The 19,393-nt window shown below is 65.1% G+C and carries 15 protein-coding genes; 8 read left to right on the top strand and 7 right to left on the bottom strand.

The features are described 5' to 3' along the window. Positions 1-73: 73 nt before the first annotated feature. Positions 74-802, top strand: coding sequence for a sulfite exporter TauE/SafE family protein (locus ABIB99_RS17595; RefSeq protein ID WP_354176818.1), 729 nt, complete (start codon positions 74-76; stop codon positions 800-802). On the opposite strand, the gene ABIB99_RS17590 is transcribed toward ABIB99_RS17595, so the two are convergent. Then, positions 799-4,002, bottom strand: a complete 3,204-nt coding sequence (locus ABIB99_RS17590; protein ID WP_354176816.1) for an efflux RND transporter permease subunit — start codon at positions 4,000-4,002, stop codon at positions 799-801. The two genes, ABIB99_RS17595 and ABIB99_RS17590, sit on opposite strands and share 4 nt — an antisense overlap. Before the next feature lie 135 nt (positions 4,003-4,137). After that, positions 4,138-5,382 carry an efflux RND transporter periplasmic adaptor subunit gene (locus tag ABIB99_RS17585; RefSeq protein WP_071915009.1) on the bottom strand — a complete coding sequence of 415 codons (1,245 nt, stop codon included), beginning with the start codon at positions 5,380-5,382 and terminating at the stop codon, positions 4,138-4,140. A gap of 201 nt (positions 5,383-5,583) precedes the next feature. Here ABIB99_RS17585 and ABIB99_RS17580 point away from each other — a divergent pair, with 201 nt between their 5' ends. Beyond that, a complete protein-coding gene (locus tag ABIB99_RS17580; RefSeq protein WP_354176814.1) occupies positions 5,584-6,189 on the top strand; it encodes a TetR/AcrR family transcriptional regulator in 606 nt (201 codons plus the stop codon). A 16-nt stretch (positions 6,190-6,205) separates the two neighbouring features. On the opposite strand, the gene ABIB99_RS17575 is transcribed toward ABIB99_RS17580, so the two are convergent. The 4 genes from ABIB99_RS17575 to ABIB99_RS17560 form a co-directional block, all read right to left on the bottom strand. Further along, positions 6,206-7,693, bottom strand: a complete 1,488-nt coding sequence (locus ABIB99_RS17575) for an amidase (protein WP_354176812.1) — start codon at positions 7,691-7,693, stop codon at positions 6,206-6,208. A 235-nt stretch (positions 7,694-7,928) separates the two neighbouring features. Further along, positions 7,929-9,296 carry an MFS transporter gene (locus ABIB99_RS17570; RefSeq protein WP_071915003.1) on the bottom strand — a complete coding sequence of 456 codons (1,368 nt, stop codon included), beginning with the start codon at positions 9,294-9,296 and terminating at the stop codon, positions 7,929-7,931. A 77-nt stretch (positions 9,297-9,373) separates the two neighbouring features. Then, on the bottom strand, positions 9,374-10,903 hold the full coding sequence (locus ABIB99_RS17565) for an aldehyde dehydrogenase (protein WP_354176810.1): 1,530 nt from the start codon (positions 10,901-10,903) through the stop codon (positions 9,374-9,376). Then, complete coding sequence (locus ABIB99_RS17560) at positions 10,900-11,550, bottom strand: GntR family transcriptional regulator (RefSeq protein WP_028146609.1); 651 nt, start codon at positions 11,548-11,550, stop codon at positions 10,900-10,902. Before ABIB99_RS17560 ends, ABIB99_RS17565 begins: the two co-directional genes overlap by 4 nt. A gap of 156 nt (positions 11,551-11,706) precedes the next feature. Here ABIB99_RS17560 and ABIB99_RS17555 point away from each other — a divergent pair, with 156 nt between their 5' ends. The 5 genes from ABIB99_RS17555 to rnz all read left to right on the top strand — a co-directional run bounded on the left by ABIB99_RS17555 (position 11,707) and on the right by rnz (position 17,475). Then, on the top strand, positions 11,707-12,480 hold the full coding sequence (locus tag ABIB99_RS17555; protein WP_354176809.1) for an alpha/beta fold hydrolase: 774 nt from the start codon (positions 11,707-11,709) through the stop codon (positions 12,478-12,480). 397 nt (positions 12,481-12,877) lie between these two features. Continuing rightward, the gene (locus ABIB99_RS17550; protein WP_354176807.1) at positions 12,878-14,095 is read left to right on the top strand and encodes a multidrug effflux MFS transporter; all 1,218 of its coding nucleotides are present in this window, start codon (positions 12,878-12,880) and stop codon (positions 14,093-14,095) included. A gap of 15 nt (positions 14,096-14,110) precedes the next feature. Next, the gene (guaD, locus tag ABIB99_RS17545) at positions 14,111-15,508 is read left to right on the top strand and encodes a guanine deaminase (protein WP_028146606.1); all 1,398 of its coding nucleotides are present in this window, start codon (positions 14,111-14,113) and stop codon (positions 15,506-15,508) included. A gap of 14 nt (positions 15,509-15,522) precedes the next feature. Then, positions 15,523-16,506: an antibiotic biosynthesis monooxygenase gene (locus ABIB99_RS17540; protein WP_354176806.1), complete on the top strand. Its 984-nt coding sequence runs from the start codon at positions 15,523-15,525 to the stop codon at positions 16,504-16,506. Positions 16,507-16,572: 66 nt separating this feature from the next. After that, positions 16,573-17,475 carry a ribonuclease Z gene (rnz, locus tag ABIB99_RS17535; protein WP_354176805.1) on the top strand — a complete coding sequence of 301 codons (903 nt, stop codon included), beginning with the start codon at positions 16,573-16,575 and terminating at the stop codon, positions 17,473-17,475. Positions 17,476-17,490: 15 nt separating this feature from the next. Here rnz and ABIB99_RS17530 read toward each other — a convergent pair whose 3' ends face one another. Continuing rightward, positions 17,491-18,324: an IclR family transcriptional regulator gene (locus ABIB99_RS17530; RefSeq protein WP_354176804.1), complete on the bottom strand. Its 834-nt coding sequence runs from the start codon at positions 18,322-18,324 to the stop codon at positions 17,491-17,493. A gap of 123 nt (positions 18,325-18,447) precedes the next feature. Between ABIB99_RS17530 and ABIB99_RS17525 the strand changes: the two genes are divergently transcribed. Next, entirely contained in the window at positions 18,448-19,368 is a 921-nt protein-coding gene (locus ABIB99_RS17525; protein ID WP_247311880.1) for a dihydrodipicolinate synthase family protein, read from the top strand. Positions 19,369-19,393: the final 25 nt, after the last annotated feature.

The following is a 19,393-nucleotide window of genomic DNA, read 5'->3' as shown; positions in this document are numbered from 1 at the left end:
TGCGGAGCTCTGCACCGGGACTGCCGATGTCCCGGCGACGCAGACACCCTACGACTGAGCCGGAGAACGCATCGTGCCTGATATCACGACCAGCCTTCTCGTGAGCGTCGCCGTGTTCGCAGGCGCCTTCGTCTCGGGGCTCTCGGGCTTCGCGTTCTCGGCCGTGGCGGGCGCGATTCTGCTGCGCGTGTTTCAGCCGCTGGAGGCCGTGCCGCTGATGATGGCGTGCAGCATCGGCGTGCAGGCCACCAATCTGTGGGCGCTTCGGCGCAGCATCCGGTGGGAGGGCAGCCTGCTGCTGATCGTCGGCGGATTGATCGGCGTTCCCATCGCGGTGTCGCTGTTGCAGAGCACCGACACGCATCTGCTCCGGCGCGGCTTCGGCATCATCGTCGCGCTCTATGCGGCCTACATGCTGCTGCGGCCGACGCTTGTGACGGCCGGTGAGGCGGTCGGCCGGCACTGGGTCGCACTGATCGGGTTCGGGGGAGGGCTGGTCGGCGGCCTGACCGCGATGCCCGGCGCGATCCCCACGATCTGGTGCGACATGCGCGGCATGCCCAAGAGCGAGCAGCGCGGCCTGGTGCAGCCGTTCATCGCCGCGATGCAGGTCTTTGCGATTGCGCTGCTGGTCGGGCACCAGGACCTGTCGTCGAAGGTGTTCGTCGACCTCGCGATCAGCCTGCCGGCGCTGTTCGCCGGCTCAGCGCTCGGTGTGATCGCCTTTCACCGGGTCAACGAGACGGTCTTTCGCAAGACCGTGCTCGTTCTGTTGTTGCTCTCAGGGATTTCCCTGATCTAGTGGCCTGCGCCTTCGTGCTTGAGACCCTGGACCGGCGCCGCGCTGGTGTCGCTGCTGTGATGCACCAGCGGCTTGTTGCCGGTGACGGTCCGCAGCAGCACATAGAACACCGGCGTCAGGAACAGGCCGAACACGGTGACGCCGATCATGCCGGAGAACACCGCAACGCCCATCGCGCGCCGCATCTCCGAGCCGGCGCCGGTCGAGAGCACCAGCGGCAAGACGCCCATGATGAACGCCATCGACGTCATCAGGATCGGACGCAGCCGCAAGCGGCTCGCCTCGATCGCGGCCCGGATCGGCGTGCGTCCCGCGAATTCGAGCTCACGCGCGAATTCGACGATCAGGATGGCGTTCTTGGCGGAGAGGCCGACCAGCACGATCAAGCCGATCTGGGTGAAGACGTTGTTGTCGCCCTTCGAGATCCAGACGCCGAACATCGCAGCCAGCAGCCCCATCGGCACGATCATGATAATCGAGAGCGGCAGGGTCAGGCTCTCGTAGAGCGCGGCCAGCACCAGGAACACCAGCAGGATCGCCAGCGGAAACACCCAGAGGCCGGAATTGCCGGCGATGAACTCCTGATAGGTCAGGTCGGTCCATTCGAAGGCAAAGCCGGGCGGCAACGTCTCCGCCGCGATCCGCGTCGCGACCTCCTGCGCCTGGCCCGATGAAAAGCCGGGCGCAGCGGCCGCGTTGATGTCGGACGACAAAAAGCCGTTGTAGCGGATCGCACGCTCAGGCCCAGCGCTCTGGCGGATCGTGAGCAGCGCCGACAGCGGCACCATGTCGCCGGAGGACGATCGCACCTTCAACTGCCTGATGTCGTCGGCGCGGGCGCGGAACGGCGCGTCGGCCTGGACATAGACGGAGTAGGTGCGGCCAAACTTGTTGAAGTCGTTGACGTAGTAGGAACCGAGGTAGATCTGCAGCGTGTTGAACACCTCCGTCACGGGCACGCCCAACTGAAGCGCCTTGGTGCGGTCGATGTCGGCGAAGAGCTGGGGTACGTTGACCTGGAAGCTCGAGAACACGCCGGCGATCTCTGGCGCCTTCTGCATCGCCGCCATGAACGCCTTCGTCGCCTCGTTCAGCGCCTCATAGCCGAGACCGGCGCGGTCCTCGATCTGCAGCTTGAAGCCGCCGATGGTGCCGAGGCCGTTGACCGGCGGCGGCGGGAACATGGCGATGAAGGCTTCCTGGATGCCGGAATATTTCTTGTTGAGGTCGGCCGCGATCGCGTTCCCGCTCAGGGCCGGACCCTTGCGCTCGTCGAACGGTTTCAGCGTCGAGAACACGATGCCGGCATTGGAGGAGTTGGTGAAGCCGGCGATCGACAGACCCGGAAACGCGACCGAGCTCTCGACACCGGGCTGGGTCAGCGCGATGTCGCTCATCTTGCGGATGACCTCTTCGGTGCGGTCGAGCGCTGCGCCGTCGGGCAGCCGCGAGAAGCCGACCAGATACTGCTTGTCCTGGCCCGGCACGAAGCCACTCGGCACTTGCTGGAACAGGAAGGCGGTGACGCCGACCAGGACCACATAGAGGCCCATCACCGCGGCCTTGCCCGAGATCACCTTGGTGACGGTGCCGCTGTAGTTCTCCGAGGACCGCGTAAACGCCTTGTTGAAGCCGCGGAAGAACCAGCCAAGGCCCTTTTCCATGATGATCGTCAGCCGGTCCTTCGGCTCATTGTGGCCCTTGAGCAGCAGCGCGGACAGGGCCGGCGACAGCGTCAGCGAGTTGACGGCGGAGATCACGGTCGAGATCGCGATGGTCAGCGCGAACTGCTTATAGAACTGCCCGGTCAGGCCGGAGATGAAGGCGAGCGGCACGAACACCGCGATCAGCACCATCGCGATCGCGATGATCGGACCGGAGACCTCGCGCATCGCCTGGTAGGTGGCGTCGCGCGGCGAGAGGCCACCCTCGATGTTGCGTTCGACGTTCTCGACCACGACGATGGCGTCGTCGACGACGATGCCGATCGCGAGCACGAGGCCGAACAGGCTGAGCGCGTTGATGGAGAAGCCGAACAGATGCATCACCGCAAAGGTGCCGACGATGGACACCGGCACTGCCAGCAGTGGAATGATGGAAGCGCGCCAGGTCTGCAGGAAAAGGATCACGACCAGCACCACCAGCGCGATCGCCTCCAGCAGGGTGTGAATGACGGCCTCGATCGAGGAGCGCACGAACTGGGTGGGATCGTAGACGATCTGGTAGGACACGCCCTCCGGCATGTTCTTCTTGATCTCGGCCATGGTGGCGCGGACGTGGTCGGAAATCTCCAGCGCGTTGGAGCCCGGCGCCTGGAAGATCGGGATCGCCACCGCCTGCTTGTTGTCGAGCAGCGAGCGCAGGCCGTATTCGGAGGCGCCAAGCTCGATACGGGCGACGTCGCGCAGCCGCACCACTTCGCCACGCGTGCCGGTCTTGACCACGATGTCGCCGAACTGCTCCTCGTTGGCGAGCCGGCCTTCGGCATTGACGGACATTTGCAGGTCGATACCCCTGACGTTCGGCGACGAGCCGACCACGCCCGCGGCGGCCTCTACGTTCTGCGCCTGGATCGCCTTGACGATATCGCTTGCGGTCAGGCCGTGCTCGGCCGCCTTCTGCGGATCGACCCAGACCCGCATCGAATAGTCGCCTGCGCCATAGAGCTGGACGTCACCGACACCGTCGATCCGCGCCAGGCGGTCCTTGACGTTGAGCACCGCGTAGTTGCGCAAATACGTCATATCGTAGCGGTTGTTGGGCGAGAGCAGATGCACGACCATGGTGAGGTCGGGGGACGATTTCTTGGTGATGATGCCGAGCTGACGCACCACGGCCGGCAGGCGCGGCTCGGCCTGCTGCACGCGGTTCTGCACCAGCTGCGTCGCCTTATCAGGGTCGGTGCCGAGCCGGAACGTCACCGTCAGCGTCATCGCGCCGTCGGTGGTCGCCTGGCTCGACATGTAGAGCATGCCTTCGACGCCGTTGATCTGCTCCTCGATCGGGGTCGCCACCGTCTCGGCGATCACCTTGGGATTGGCGCCGGGATAGGTCGCGCGCACCAGCACCGAGGGCGGCACCACGTCCGGATATTCGGAGATCGGCATCGCGAACAGCGAGATCAGGCCTGCGAGGAAGATCAGGACGGACAGCACGCCGGCGAAGATCGGACGGTCGATAAAGAACTTTGAGAGATTCATGGCCTTGCCCCTGCAAGAGAGACAGCTCTCCCGTTACCCCGACGCGGGAAATACCCGCGAACCCGGAATCGAGATGCGATGTCTTGGTAGCTCTATGACGTCGTTATTCCGGGCACGCGGTCCGGAATGATGTAACTAGCGCTGCACCACGTCCTGGTTGCTGTGGTTGGAGGCCTGCTGCGGTCCACGCGCACCCATCGCCGCGACCTCCGTCTTGAGGAGCGCACCCGGACGCACGCGTTGCAAGCCATTGACGATGATGCGATCACCGGGCTTCAGCCCAGCCGTCACGATGCGCAGGCCGTCGACCGATCCGCCGAGCGTGATCGGCCGATAGACCGCCCGGCTGTCGTCGCCGACCCCCATCACGAACTTCTTGTCCTGGTCGGTGCCGATCGCGCGCTCATCGATCATCACCAGCGTCTGCTGCTTCGGCTGACCCATGCGCACGCGGGCGAACTGGCCGGGGATGAGACGCCCGTCCTCGTTCCGAAACACCGCGCGGACCCGGATGGTGCCGCTCTGGCCGTTGACCTGGTTGTCGATCAGCTGGATATGACCTCTCGCCGAGAGACCGCCGGATGTCGTCATTTCCACTGGGATCTGGTCGAGATTGCCGCGCTTGCCGGAAGCATCCGCGATCGAGTTCAGCGCGCGCAGCACGACCTCTTCATCCGCATCGAACGAGGCGTAGATCGGATTGACCGACACCAGCGAGGTCAGCACCGGGGAGGCGGTGCCGGCGGCGACGAGATTGCCGACGGTGATCTCGAACTTGCCGACGCGGCCGTCCACGGGCGCGCGCACCTCGGTGTAGTCGAGATTGAGCTTTGCGGTCTGGAGCGTCGCTTCTGCCGCCTTCACATTGGCGATGGCTTCGCGATTGGCATTGTCGCGCTGGTCGTAGTCGCGCCGTGTGACCACGGCATTGCCGACCAGCTGCGCGCCGCGCTCGAGCTCGCTCTGGGTGAACACGACGCGCGCCTTGGCAGCCTCGAGCTGGGCGTTGGCCTTGTCGACCTCTGCTGCGTAAGGCGCCGGATCGATCTTGAACAGCACGTCGCCGGCCTTCACCAGCGCGCCTTCGGTGAAGTTGGTCGCAAGGATCGCACCCGCGACGCGGGGACGAAGCTCGACACGGTTGATGGCCTCGAGCCGGCCGGAGAAATCGTCCCACAGCACGGTCTGCTTCGGTTCGATCAGCGCGACCGTGACAGGGACGGCCTGCTCAGCTGCCGCAGCCGTTGCGGTCGCCTGCGCGGCACGTAAGTAATGGCCGGTCGCGATCGAGCCGGCCACGGCGAGGGCGCCCACGATGGCAACGCCGCCGAGGAGGCGGCGGAAACGGCCGGTGCGGGGGGAGTTTTGCGAGGGATGCATTTGCGCGCTCCAGATATGTAGTGTTCACTACAGATGTGGAGCTGGATGTCGCAGTGCAAGATACTTATGTACCATTCACTAAGAAAATTGTAGCGGCATACCGCAAGAATTGGAAGACGGCAGAGAAAATAAAGCTAGAACAAATAGATAGGATTCGGCGTTAAGCTTCAGGCAGAACGTGAATTCCGAGGAGACAGGCACATGGGCATGGGACGCCCCCGCGAATTCGACGCCGAAACGGCGTTGGACCAGGCGATGGAAGTGTTTTGGCGCCATGGCTATGAGGGCGCCACCATTGCCCAGCTCACCGAGGCCATGGGCATCAATCCGCCGAGCCTTTACGCCTGCTTCGGCAACAAGGAAGGCCTGCTCAAGGCCGCGCTCGACCGTTACACCAAATTGCGTGGCGTCTGGATGGACGAGGTGGTCGCCGCGCCGACTGCCCGCGACGTTGCCGAGCGGATGCTGATGGGGATCGCCGACAAGCAGACCGATCCCGCCAACCCGCCCGGCTGCCTGCTCGTGCAGGGCGGCATCGCCTGCGGCAGTGGCTCCGAAAACGTCCCCTTCGAGCTCGCCGCCCGCCGCGCCGAGAACGAAGACCAGCTCCGCGAGCGCTTTGTTCGCGCCAAGGCCGAAGGCGATCTCAAGCCGAGCTCTGATCCCGCCGCGCTCGCGCGCTACGTCTCGGCCGTCTCGGTCGGCATGGGCGTGATGGCGTCCTCAGGCTCCGACCGCGAGGCGCTGCGTCAGGTCGCGAGCGTTGCCGTGCAGGCGGTCGAGGCCCAGTCGGCCGACAGAAGGTGACGGCCGCTGGCCGTTGTCATTTTGAGGATTGCAGCGACGGCGGCGCGACGAAGCCGCCGAACTCGCGTTCAATCAACCCGGCCAGCGCAATCGTCGTGCGGTCCTCGAGATAAGGCCCGATGATCTGAACCCCGATCGGCAGGCCCGACGCCGTTCGCTCGATCGGTACGGCGGTCGCAGGAAGTCCGCAGGTCGAAGCGGGGTCCGCCCAGATGAAGCACGCATCGGAGTAAGGGTGCAGCTTTCCGTCAATGTCGAGTTGCCGCGCGTCGAACGGCTCGGACTGGTCGTGCGGAAAGGCCGGTACGGCGGCGGCCGGGTAGATCACGGCGTCGAACTCGCGGAAGAACTGCTGCCACCGCTGCTGCAACTGCAGGCGCGCCGCGTCGGTCGCCAGCCATTCGCGATGGATCATGCCCCAGCCGCGGGCGCGCTCGGCCTGCAGGCTGCGGTCGTCGGCCGAGAGTGCCGCGGCAATTCCTTGCGCCTCCGCGAGAGCGGCCGGTGTCAGGCGCGGGCTTCTCGCTGCGTTCAACAGCTTCATGTAGAGCCGCGCGGAGCCGGCGAGATCAGGCAGCGAGGTGCTCGCGCGCGTGACCCGCGCGCCAGATTTGTCGAGCCGGTCGGCCAATCGCCCGATGGCTGAACGCACGGCATCACCCGTCGGCATCAGCGGATGGGTATCGATCACGAGGATCCTGAAATCCTTGAGATCGTTGTGCCGCGGGGCAGGTAGCGCAAGGCGATAGCCGATCCCGTCGCGCGTCTCGTCGGGGCCGGCAATCACGTCGAGCGCCAGCGCGAGGTCTGAGGCGGTGCGCGCCATCGGCCCGACGACCGCCAGATCGCCCTGGCCCGGGACGGGCAGTGCCGGCGGCAGGCTGTAGCCGCGCAGCGGCACCAGGCCGAGGCTCGGCTTGTGTCCGAACACACCGCAGAAATGCGCAGGCACCCGGATCGAGCCGCCGATGTCCGAGCCGATCGAGAGCGGACCGAAACCCGCGGCCAGCGCCGCGCCCGATCCGCCCGAGGAGCCGCCGGGTGACCGGCCGAGGTCCCACGGGTTGTTCGTCGTCCCGTGGATGTCGTTGTAACTTTGGAAGTCCCGCAAGCCGATCGGGATATTGGTCTTGCCGATGATGATGGCGCCTGCCGCCTTCAACCGCGAGACCACAAGGGCGTCTTCCGCCGGTTGGAAGTCCTTGAAATGCGGGAAGCCCCATGTCGTCGGCAGGCCGGCGACGTTGAACGGTTCCTTGAGGGTCACGGGGATGCCGAGTAGGGGCAGCCGCTCGCCGCGACCAAGCGCGGCATCGGCGGCGCGTGCGGCCTCTCTCGCACGATCGAAATCGCGAACGATGATCGCGTTGATCCGCCCGTCCAGCGCCTCGATGCGCGCGATCGTATGCGCGAGCAAGTCGGACGCGGACACTTTGCGAGCGTGCAGGGCGGTCAGAAGTGTGCTGATCGAGCCGTAGTCCAGCTCAGCGGCATCTGCGGTCATCACGAGCTCCATTGTATCCCGGCCGACACCTTGTAGCCCGGATGGAGCGCAGCGCAATCCGGGACATTTCCCGACGCGGATCCAGAACCCGGATTACGCTATCGCTTCATCCGGGCTACGACGCTATCGCATCTGGTCGTCATGCCCGGGCTTGTCCCGGGCATCCACGTTCTCAGTGCGGCGTCGCAAGGCGTGGATGGCCGGGACAAGCCCGGCCATGACGCGGTGGAGAGCCTCAGGAAGCTTCCTTCAGCACCGGCGCGGCAGATTCCTCCGCCTTGAGCTCCTCGAGGCTGCGATGCCGCGGTTCGATGCCCAGCGCCCAGACCGTGATGATCTGCACCACCAGCAGTCCGATCATCAGCGCCATCACGCCGGCCACGCCGCGCGTCTCGAACAGCGATACGACGAGGAACGGTGTGACGATGGTGGCGCCGCGCCCCAGCGTGTTGACGATGCCGGAGGCGCGCAGGCGGACCTCGGTCGGAAACAGCTCGGGGATATAGATGCCGAACAGAAGGGCGACCAGCACGTAGATCGGTACCGTCAGCGCGAAGCCCACAGCCGGCAGCAGGATCGGATCGGAGATCATGGGGTAAAGGATTCCAAGCGCCACCGTGATCAGGGATGCGCCGATGATGGTCGGCTTTCGGCCCCAGCGGTCGGCGGTTAGCGCGCCGATGGCCGAGCCGACGGGCGCGCCGAGCGCCATCAGCAGCGAATAGCCGAACGAGGTCGCGATCGAGAGGCCCTGCTTGACGAAGAACACGGGCAGCCAGGTCACGAAGCCATAGAGCAGGGTGTTGATCGTGATCAGGCACACCGCGCCGACGATCATCCGCGACAGCAAGGGCGCGGTGAACAGCGTGCCGAGATCCGCAGATGCCGGGACCGGTGTCGTGGCCGCGGGAGGAGGCAGAGGCTGACCCTGCGCGGCTTCCTTCTCGATGGCTTGCATCAGCGCTTCCGCCTCGGCGGTGCGTCCCACGGCTTCCAGCCAGCGCGGCGATTCCGGCAGCGACTTGCGCATGTACCACACCACGAGCGCGCCGACGCCGCCGAGCACGAACATGGAGCGCCAGCCGAATTGCGGCACCACCACGGACGCGATCAATAGCGCCACGGGCAGACCGGTGACGACGCACACGGTCGTGAAGCCGAGCCATTTGCCACGGGTGCGCGCGGGCACGAATTCCGTCATCGTCGAATAGCCGACGACGTTCTCCGCCCCGAGCCCAACGCCCATCACGAAGCGGCAGGCGATCAGGAAGGCCATGTTCGGTGAGAACGCCGCGGCCAGGGAGGCAACGCCGAAAAGGAGCAAATTGAATTGATAGGTGAAGCGGCGTCCGTAGCGGTCGCCGAGGAAGCCGGTGCCGAATGATCCCAGCATCATGCCGACGAAGGTCGCGGAGATGAAAACCGCGTTCTGGGCGAGGGTTGAAAAGCCTGTCTTCAGCGTGACGCTGAGCACGGTCCCGGCGATATAGATGTCGAAACCGTCGAAAAACATTCCGATGCCGATCAGCAGCATGATGCGGCGGTGGAATGGCCCGATCGGCAGCCGATCCAGACGGCTGCCTGCGTTCACCAATGTCGACATATACGCTCTCCCCTGACTGTTGTTCTGGTCGATGCGGCCCGCCTTCTATGGGCGGTCGGCCGCTTGTCGTTTTTTTGCTAGTTCAGGCGCAGTTGGTTGGCCGTGTCGCGATACCAGTCGAACGGCTGCTCGTGGGTCGCGACCATCACGCTCTTGGTGTTGAAGTGGTCGTTGAAGCTTTCGGTGCCGCATTCGCGGCCGATGCCGGAATCGTCGACGCCACCCCAGGGCGAAGCCGGGTCTAGACGGTGGTGATCGTTGATCCAGACGATGCCGGCCTTGACGGAGGCGGCGACGCGGTGCGCGCGGGCGACGTCACGGGTTCGGATGGCCGCAGCGAGGCCGAAGGGCGAGTTGTTGGCAAGCCGCAGCGCATCGGCCTCGTCCTTGAACGGCGTCACCGAGGTGAAGGGACCGAACACTTCCTCCTGGAAGATGCGCATGTCGGATGTGACGTCGGCGAACACGGTCGGCTCGACGAAATAGCCGTTGTCGTGGCCTGGCACCTTCGCGGCAACACCGCCGGTGACCAGACGCGCGCCATCCTCGTGGCCGTACCCTACGTAGGTGAGAACGCGGTCGCGCTGCCGGGCGGAGATCACGGGGCCCATCTGGGTGTTCGCATCGAAGGGATCGCCGACGCGGATCGTGCGGGTCTTGGCCTGCAGTTTCTCAACGAATTCGTCATAGATCGAAGCCTGGACGATGTGACGCGAGGCGCAGACGCAGGTCTGTCCGGCGCCGATGAAGGCGCCGAACGCGGCGTAGTTGACGGCGCGGTCGATGTCGAAATCGTCGAACACCATCACCGGCGTCTTGCCGCCGAGCTCCATGGTCTGATGCGCGAACACTTTTGCGGCCGCGCTGCCGGCGATGCGGCCGGCCTCGGTGCCGCCGGTCAGGACCAGCTTGTTGATGTCGCCATGCTCGGCCAGCATCTTGCCGGCGCTCTGGCCGAGGCCGAGAACGATGTTGAAGACGCCGGGCGGAAGGCCGGCTTCGGTGAAGATCTGCGCGAGCTTCAATGTCGTCAGCGGCGTGTATTCAGACGGCTTGACCACGGTGACGCATCCGGTCGCCAGCACCACGGCGAGCGACTTGCACAGGATCATCAAGGGATGATTGAACGGCGTGCAATTGGCGACGATGCCGATGGGGGTGCGGAGCGTATAGTTCAGATAGGCGCCTTCGACGGGGATGACGGAGTCGCGTCGCGCCAGCGCAACGCCGGCAAAGTAGCGGAAGAAGTCGGGCAGGCGGGAGAGCTGGGCGCGGGTCTCGTTGACCGGCCGGCCGTTGTTGAGGGTTTCCAGCCGGTACAGGCTGTCGAGATTGGCCTCGAAGGCATCGGCGAGCCTGTTGACCAGCCTGGCACGCGCGCGCGTGTCCATGCCGCCCCAGGCCTTGCCTTCGAACGCCGCGCGCGCGCTCTTCATCGCGCGGTCGATGTCCTCGGCGGTCGAATTGGGGATGCGGGCGATCACGTCGCCGGTCGCGGGATTGCGGACGTCGAGCATCACGCCGTTGCCGGCTTCGACCTCACGTCCGTCGATGAAATTGCCATGGATTTCGACGTCGATCGACGCAGGTTTCGATGGAATGTTCATGATGATCTCTCCTCGACGATGACGGCGTTGCGCTTGAGCGCCGGCAGAACGCGTTTTTCGGTCGCCCCGATATGGGCCTTGATGATGCGCGCGGCGGTTCGCGTTTCGCGGCTCTGCATGGCGTCGATCAAGGCGACGTGCTCGGCGACGAGCTTTGCCGGATCGTGACCCTTCAGATTGGACACACTGACGCGGACCAGCCGGTCGGCCTGGCCGATCAGGTCGCACAGCGCCGTCGCCATGCGGCGATTGCCGGACGCGTGAGCCAGCGCGGAGTGGAAGCCGCGATTGTAGGCGATGAAGTCTTCGTGGTTGCCGGAGAAGCGGCGAAATTCATCGAGCGATTTCAGGACGCTGTCGGGAGCGCTCTCGATCGCTTCAGCGACGCAGGCCGGCTCCAGCGCAAGACGGAAGCGCAGGAGGTCGCGGGCGTCCGACAGCGAGATCGGCGTGACCCGGTAGCCCTGCCGCGGCTGCACCGTCACCAGGTGCTCGCGCTGCAGCCTCAAAAGCGCATCCCGAACTGGTTGGCGGCTCACCGAATAGCGTTCGGCCAGATCCTGCTCCCGCATTTCATCGCCCGGAGCGAACCGGCACGCTAAAATATCAGACCTCAGAAGATCGTAGATGTTTTCGCGCAAAAGCATGATTCTAGGGACCTCGTTGGCTCCAATTTGGCAATCCTGATATTTCACGTCAAGAGCCAAATGCTTGAATTCCCTGACAGTTGATTTATCAATCGGGGGCCTCCACGGCACGCGAACGGGTGTGATCCCGCCGCCGAAGTTAAGGAAAGACCGGACATGGACAGGCTTCTTGCCAACGGGACCGTCAACGCCGCGCAATCGGGCGAGGGGCCGCCGCTGTTTCTCTTCCACTCGCTGTTGTCGGACCGTGCGAGCTTCGATGCGATCGTGCCCGAGCTTGAGGGATCGTTTCGCACCATCGTGCCGGAGTTGCCGGGGTTCGGCCGCTCACGCGCGGTCGAGGGCGGGCTCGTCGTTGTCGCAGACAGGATGGCGGAGGCCGTGAAGGAGACTGCGGGCGGTGCGCCGGCGATCGTGCTCGGCAACGGCTATGGCGGCTTCGTCGCCTTGCAGATGGCGATCCGGCACCCGGAGATCGCCAGCAAGCTCGTTCTCGCCGATTGCGGCGCGGCGTTCTCGGAGCCCGGCCGCGAGGCGTTTCGCAGCATGGCGAGGGTCTCGCGGGAGAAGGGACTCGAGGCGATCACTGACGTTGCGATGCGACGCTTGTTTGCGCCCGAGTTTCAGGAGCGGCATCCCGAACTGATGCGGGATCGTCGTGAAGCTTTTCTGCAGACGGATCCCGATGTGTTTCGCAGCGCATGCGACGCGTTGGCAAGCCTCGATCTCCGCGCCGAACTTGCCGCGGTGAATGTTCCTGCCCTCGTTCTGGTTGGTGAGCACGACGAAGCGACGCCTCCGCCAATGTCGCGCGAACTGGCCGCCGGTTTGTCGCGCGCCGAACTCAAGGTCATTCCAGGCTGCGCGCACGTGCCGCAGCTTCAGTCGCCGCGGCAGTTTCTCGGAGCTCTCAAGGGCTTCCTGCTTTGATCTGCGCCTGGCCGATGCCGATCCTGCGCTCGAAACGGCGATGCCTTCCGAACGGTTAATGGCTTCTGTGCGGCGGGAATTCACAAGCGGGGATGGTGCAGTCCTGCGCCTGTGTTGCCCGACGTGTCAAACGTCCTCGGGGGCCAGGCTCGCGCCATGCCGGAGCGAAATTCTTCAATGATTTGTACTGTGCGTGGGGTTGTTTTCGCATTTTTTGTTGGAGCAGCCCCAGGCAGCGAGGACCAGAGCATCAGCCGCCCGCATTGAAGCGGGCCTCCTAAGAGTTTTTATACACAGTTCTGGCACGCTCCGCGCGTCAATATCCGCAACCTGCATCGTCGCCTCTTATTGCGCGCACGAAAAGACGGGACCCGCGGGCATCGAGGGGGCGTGAGCCATGACTGCAGTTGCTTCGGACGCTGGTCGCGCGAAGGGCGGGATCGTGCCGATCCTGCTATGCGTGGTGCCGTTCAGCCAGATTCCGCTCGATGCCTATACGCCGGGCCTGCCGCAGATGGTGGTGGATCTCGCGACCGATTCCGCGTCGATGCAGAACACCGTCACCGCCTACATGCTCGGCATGAGTCTGGCGCTGGTGCCTGTCGGCATCGCCTCCGACACGCTCGGCCGCCGTAACGTTCTGCTTGCGGGGCTATCGGTTCTCATCGCGATGAGCATCGCCTGTGCGCTCGCCACCAGCGCATCGCTGCTGCTCGCGTTGCGATTCCTGCAGGGCGTCGGCGGCTGCACCTGCCTCGTCGTCGCCTATGCGGTTGCGGCCGACTGCTTTCGCGGCCGCGAGCTTACGGCGATCTCTGGGCTGCTTGGTGCCGCCTGGGGGCTTGCACCCGTGCTCGCACCGGCGGCCGGCGGTTTCATCGTCGAGCTGACGTCCTGGCGCGGGGTCTTCGTCATCATCGCCATCGCCGCGGCCATCGTCGCTGCGATCGTCGTGCTGCTTCTGCCCGAGACGCTGCCGGCCGAGCGACGCGCGCCGTTCGATCCGCGCCGCACGGCGAGCATTCTCCGCGAAGCGCTCGTCCGTCCGGGTTTCCTGGCCTTCGTGCTGGTGTTTGCCGCCGCGGCCAGCGCGCAACTGGCGTTCGGCGTCGTCGCGCCGTTCCTCTACCAGACCGGCCTCGGTTATTCTGCGGCCATCTACGGTCTCGTCGCGCTCGGCCTTGGCGGCGTCAATCTCGCGGGCGAGCTCGGCTGCGCGCATTTCGCACGCTTCATGCCGGCCCGCGTGATGGGCTTTGGCGCCTTCGCGCTGTTTCTCGCCGGCGCTGTGGTCTTGACCGCGACCGGCTTGGCCGTCGGTCTCGATTTCATGTCGATCACGATCGGCGGTGCGCTGGTGCTCGGCGGTTGCGGCGTGCTGTGCCCGATGATGTACGGCATGGCGCTCGGCCTGTTCGAGCGCGACCACGGCCTGATCGGCGGCCTCATCAGCGCGCTCTGCTATCTCGCGGTCAGCGGCGCCATGGCGATCGCGGCGGTGTTGCCCGAAGCGACCCAGGCGCCGATCGGATGGCTTTATCTCGGCCTCTGCGCCGTCGCAGGGACGCTGCTTGCGATCTCGTTGCCTGCGGCACGCCACGCCACACAGACTTAAGGAAGGAACCCATTCATGACCACCGTCGGTATTCGCGGCACGTTCTTCGACTTCGTCGACGATCCCTGGAAGCACATCGGCAACGAGCAGGCTGCCGCGCGCTTTCACCAGGACGGCCTGATGGTCGTCACGGACGGCGTCATCAAGGCGTTCGGTCCGTATGAGAAGATCGCCGCCGCGCATCCGGGCGTCGAGATCACCCATATCAAGGACCGCATCATCGTCCCGGGCTTCATCGACGGCCACATCCATCTGCCGCAGACCCGCGTGCTCGGTGCCTATGGCGAGCAGCTGCTGCCGTGGCTCCAGAAATCGATCTACCCCGAGGAGATCAAGTACAAGGATCGCAACTACGCGCGCGACGGTGTGAAGCGTTTTCTCGACGCACTGCTTGCCGCCGGCACCACCACCTGCCAGGCCTTCACCAGCTCCTCGCCGGTCGCGACCGAAGAGCTGTTCGAGGAAGCGGCCCGCCGCAACATGCGCGTGATCGCGGGCCTCACCGGGATCGACCGCAACGCGCCGGCCGAGTTCATCGACACGCCCGAAAACTTCTATCGCGACAGCAAGCGTCTGATCGCGCAGTACCACAACAAGGGCCGCAACCTCTACGCGATCACGCCGCGCTTCGCCTTCGGCGCTTCGCCGGAGCTGCTCAAGGCATGTCAGCGCCTCAAGCACGAGCATCCGGACTGCTGGGTCAACACCCACATCTCCGAGAACCCGGCCGAGTGCAGTGGCGTGCTGGTCGAGCATCCGGACTGCCAGGACTATCTCGGCGTCTATGAGAAGTTCGACCTGGTCGGGCCAAAGTTCTCCGGCGGCCACGGTGTCTATCTCTCGAACAACGAGTTCCGCCGCATGTCGAAGAAGGGCGCCGCGGTGGTGTTCTGCCCGTGCTCGAACCTGTTCCTCGGCAGCGGTCTGTTCCGCCTCGGCCGTGCCACCGATCCCGAGCATCGCGTAAAGATGTCGTTCGGCACCGACGTCGGCGGTGGCAACCGCTTCTCGATGATCTCCGTGCTCGACGACGCCTACAAGGTCGGCATGTGCAACAACACGATGCTCGACGGCAGCATCGATCCGGCGCGCAAGGATCTCGCGGAAGCCGAGCGCAACAAGCTCTCGCCCTATCGCGGTTTCTGGTCGGTCACGCTCGGCGGCGCCGAAGGCCTCTATATCGACGACAAGCTCGGCAATTTCGAACCCGGCAAGGAAGCCGATTTCGTCGCGCTCGATCCGAATGGTGGCCAGCTGGCGCAACCCTGGCACCAGTCGCTGATCGCCGACGGTGCTGGTCCGCGCACGGTCGACGACGCCGCGAACATGCTGTTCGCCGTCATGATGGTCGGCGACGATCGCTGCGTCGACGAGACCTGGGTGATGGGCAAGCGTCTCTACAAGCAGAGCTGAAGCGAACGGTCGCGATGAGCGCATCTCCGGATCCAGCGGCCCAGGCGGTCGCCCTCGTCATCCAGCGTCGCATCGCCGACGACGGCTTTGCCGCGTTCGCGCGGTGGAACGGCGAGGTCGGCGAGGCGCTGAAGGCGTGGCCCGGCTTCCTCAGCCAGGAGGTCGTGCCGCCGCAGCCGCCGGCGCATGTGGACTGGGTGACCATCCTGCGCTTCGCGAACCCGGCCGCTGCCCGCGCCTGGCTTCAGAGCGATGTGCGGGCGCGGTTGATCGCGGACGTGCAGCGCTTCTTCGTCGGGTCGGAGGACGTCCATATCCTTCCCGACACCGGCGTTCAGCGCGACAGCGCGGTCTCCGCCGTCATCTCCTTCAAGGTGCCGGATGGACTCGAGGATGCGTTCCTCAAATGGCAACAGCGCATCCAGGCCGCGGAGGCCGAGTTCAGGGGGTTCCTGCGCCACAAGATCGAGCGGCCTATCCCGGGCCTGCACGACGAGTGGATCGTCATCCTGTCGTTCGACAGCGATGCCAGCCTCAACGCGTGGCTGGACTCGCCCTTGCGGCAGACGCTGCTTGAGGAAGGCGCGCGCTTCAACGCCGGCATGAACGTGAAGCGGGCAAGCTACGGCTTCAATTTCTGGTTCCCGGCCGGCAAGACGCAGGCTCCGGAGCAAGGGCCCAGCCTGATCTGGAAGAGCAACCTCATCGTCCTGCTGGTGCTCTATCCCGTGGTCTATCTCTGGGGCTATTTCATCAGCGCGCCGCTGATCGACAGCCACGGCGTGCCGGTCTGGCTGTCGCTGTTCGTCGGCAATCTCGTGAGTACCCAGCTGCTCGGCTGGTTTCTCGTGCCGGCCGCCTTCAGGGCGCTCGACTGGTGGATCAAGCCGAAGGCAGCGCTCGGCCGCCAGATTGCGGGATATGCACTGCTTGCCGCGCTCTATGCTGGCTCGATGGGCTTGTACGCGCTGCTGCTCGCATGGCATTGGGGACGGTGAGGCCATCCACCGTGCGGACCGTTGCGGTGCTGTCGGGGAGAGGTCGGTCTCTGGACGCTGACGACCATGTTCGCCCTGACATTTCTCGGCACCTCGGCAAGCGTTCCCTCAGTGGAGCGCAACCATCCGGCCCTCCTGGTGGAGGCCGCGGGCAAGCGCATCCTGGTTGATTGCGGAGAGGGCACGCAGCGCCAGTTGCTGCGCAGCGGCGCCGGCTTTCGCCGGCTCGACCGCATCCTGCTGACGCACGGGCACCTCGATCACGTGCTCGGCATCCCCGGTCTCTTCTCGACGCTGGGGTTGCGGCAGACCTCCGACGTGATGACCGTTCATGCGGGCCCGGGCACGCTCGACATCGTCGTTCGCATGCTCGCCGGCTTGTGGGGTGCGGGCAGGGCGCCGATCCCTGTGGCGTTCGCACCGCTCACCCAGGGGCAAGTCATCGATGCCGGCGACTTCACCATCGACTGCTTTCCGGTTCGCCACCGCGACACCGACAGCTTTGGCTTCTCTTTCCAAAGCCCCGCGCACCGCCACCTTCTGCCCGAGCGGCTTGCGTCGCTCAGTGTCCCGGACGGGCCGATGCGCGGAGAGCTGGCCGCCGGACGGCCGGTCGTGATCGCCGGTCGAACCATCGATCCGGAGGACGTCCTGGGCCCGCCGGGCGGCGGCAGGAAGCTCGTCGTGGTCGGCGACACCGAAACCACGGATGGTCTATCTCGACATGTCGCCGACGCCGACATGCTGGTGATCGAGGCGACCTTCCTCGACCGTGACGCCGCGACCGCGCGGGACTACGGCCATCTCACAGCGACCGAAGCCGCTTCGTTTGCCGCCGCCAGCAACGTCAAGCAGCTCGTGCTGGTCCACATGTCGGGACGATACGAGGATGAAGAGATCTTGGCGGAGGCGACAAAGGTGTTTCCGAATACGCGGATCGCCGCCGACTTCGATCACATCGTGATCTAATCGCCATCACCGCACTCAGCTCGTCAATCCCGACTTGATCGCGAGATCCTGGACTTGGGCCGTCGCCTGCATGAGCCGCGGCAGCGCCTGATCGCGGAAGGCCGCCATGTCCATGCGCATCGCATCGACCGTGACGCTCAAGCCGCCGATCACAAAACCCTGAGCGTCGAAGATCGGCGTTGCCAGCGTGCGCAGGCCATAGGCATTCTCGCCGTCGGAGACCGCATGGCCTTTCTTCTTCACCTGATCGAGCCGGGCGAGCAGTGCATCGAGATCGGTCAGCGTTCGCTCCGACAGCTTTACTCGAGGACGCAACTCGAGCCGCTCGATCTGCTGGTCGCGTGGCAGATGCGCCAGCATGACATGACCGAGCGCGGCGCTGTAGGCGGGGATGCGCGTGCCCGGCCGGCGGTCCATCTTGTGACGGTCGAGGCCGGCACCGACGCGCGCGAGATAGACCACGTCGCCGCCATCGAGAATGCCGAGCGATGCCGCATCGCCGACCGCTGGGACGAGGTCGCGCAGCAGCGGCTCGACGATCGGCCGCAACGAGCCGTGCGACAGCACGGTGTAGCCGAGGTCGAGACAGGCGATGCCGAGACGGAACCGGCGACTTTGCGGAACGGCCTGGAGATAGCCGAGTTCGGTCAGGGTCTGGATCAGGCGGAACGCCGTCCCGCGATCGAGATCAGCCCGTGCGGCAATCTCACTCAGGGTCAGCTCGAAGGTTTCGCTGGTGAAACTCTTGAGCACGGCAAAGGCCTTGCCGACGGAGGCGACATAATTCTTGGGATTTTTGGCGCTAGTTTCCGATACGCGCTTCGCGGCCTTCCCTGCAGCCTTGGTCATGCTCGAATGCCCCGCCATGACAGCCATGCCCTTGACGTCGGGCCGAGCTGATTTTACGACTGCACCAGCAAATAACAAATGTTCGCATTCCGAACAACATCGTTCTGACGATCGGAGGAAGTTTTGTCGACATCATCGCTGCACCCTCATGGCGTGTTCTCCGCCGCGTTGACGCCGCTCGACGCCGAGCTTGCTCCCGATCATGCGCGCTTCGTGGACCATTGTCGCTATCTGCTCGACGAAGGCTGCGACGGCATCGCGATGCTGGGCACGACGGGTGAGGCGAACTCCTTTTCGGTGGCCGAACGCACGGCGCTGCTCGAGGCGGTGGTGGCCGCCGGCATCGCGCCGCGGCGGCTTTTGCCCGGCACCGGCGTTGCCGCGCTCAGCGACACCATCGCGCTGACGCGTCACGCGCTCTCGGTCGGCGTCAACACCGTGGTGATGCTGCCGCCGTTCTACTACAAGAACGTCACTGATGACGGAATCTATGCCTCATACAGCGAAGTGGTGCAGCGCATCGGTGATGCGCGCCTGAAAGTCGTCCTCTATCACTACCCGCAGATGTCGGCGCAACCGATCTCGCATGCGCTGATCGAGCGGCTGCGCAAGGCCTATCCGGCCACGTTCACGGGCATCAAGGATTCGTCCGGCGACTTCGCCAACATGACGGCGATGGTCGAACGGTTTCCGGGCTTCGCGGTCCTCGGCGGCGCCGATCCGTTGATGCTGCCGCTGTTGCGCAAGGGGGGCGCGGGCTGCATCACCGCGACCTCCAATGTCGTCGCGCGCAGTCTTGCCTATGTCTTCAAGCACTTTGGCGACAGCGACGACGATCCGGCGCTCAAGGCGGCGCAGGCGCGCATCGTGAAGGCGCGCGAGCTGGTCTCGCAATTTCCGCAGATGGCCTCGCTGAAGGCGCTTGCGGCTGATCGCACGAAGCACGCCGGTTGGCAGCGCCTGCGGCCGCCGCTGGAATCCTTGCCGCCGGACCAGCTGAAAGAGCTGCTTGCGAATGCTGCGGCATTCGCAGCTTCCGCCTAAGCTCGGTACGGACGACGAGGCGACC

The organism is Bradyrhizobium sp. LA6.1, assembly GCF_040547805.1.
GTDB classification, from domain to species: Bacteria; Pseudomonadota; Alphaproteobacteria; order Rhizobiales; family Xanthobacteraceae; genus Bradyrhizobium; species Bradyrhizobium barranii.
The sequence above is the reverse complement of the archived record's forward strand: the minus strand, read 5'-3'. Positions and strand labels throughout refer to the sequence as shown.

Coding starts and splice junctions, on each gene's coding strand:
- ABIB99_RS17565 (WP_354176810.1), bottom strand. CDS start 10,903: ATGAACATTCCATCGAAACCTGCGTCGATCGACGTCGAAATCCATGGC.
- ABIB99_RS17590 (WP_354176816.1), bottom strand. CDS start 4,002: ATGAATCTCTCAAAGTTCTTTATCGACCGTCCGATCTTCGCCGGCGTG.
- ABIB99_RS17550 (WP_354176807.1), top strand. CDS start 12,878: ATGACTGCAGTTGCTTCGGACGCTGGTCGCGCGAAGGGCGGGATCGTG.
- guaD (WP_028146606.1), top strand. CDS start 14,111: ATGACCACCGTCGGTATTCGCGGCACGTTCTTCGACTTCGTCGACGAT.
- ABIB99_RS17530 (WP_354176804.1), bottom strand. CDS start 18,324: ATGACCAAGGCTGCAGGGAAGGCCGCGAAGCGCGTATCGGAAACTAGC.
- ABIB99_RS17575 (WP_354176812.1), bottom strand. CDS start 7,693: ATGACCGCAGATGCCGCTGAGCTGGACTACGGCTCGATCAGCACACTT.
- ABIB99_RS17540 (WP_354176806.1), top strand. CDS start 15,523: ATGAGCGCATCTCCGGATCCAGCGGCCCAGGCGGTCGCCCTCGTCATC.
- ABIB99_RS17570 (WP_071915003.1), bottom strand. CDS start 9,296: ATGTCGACATTGGTGAACGCAGGCAGCCGTCTGGATCGGCTGCCGATC.
- ABIB99_RS17560 (WP_028146609.1), bottom strand. CDS start 11,550: ATGCTTTTGCGCGAAAACATCTACGATCTTCTGAGGTCTGATATTTTA.
- ABIB99_RS17580 (WP_354176814.1), top strand. CDS start 5,584: ATGGGCATGGGACGCCCCCGCGAATTCGACGCCGAAACGGCGTTGGAC.
- ABIB99_RS17555 (WP_354176809.1), top strand. CDS start 11,707: ATGGACAGGCTTCTTGCCAACGGGACCGTCAACGCCGCGCAATCGGGC.
- rnz (WP_354176805.1), top strand. CDS start 16,573: ATGTTCGCCCTGACATTTCTCGGCACCTCGGCAAGCGTTCCCTCAGTG.
- ABIB99_RS17585 (WP_071915009.1), bottom strand. CDS start 5,382: ATGCATCCCTCGCAAAACTCCCCCCGCACCGGCCGTTTCCGCCGCCTC.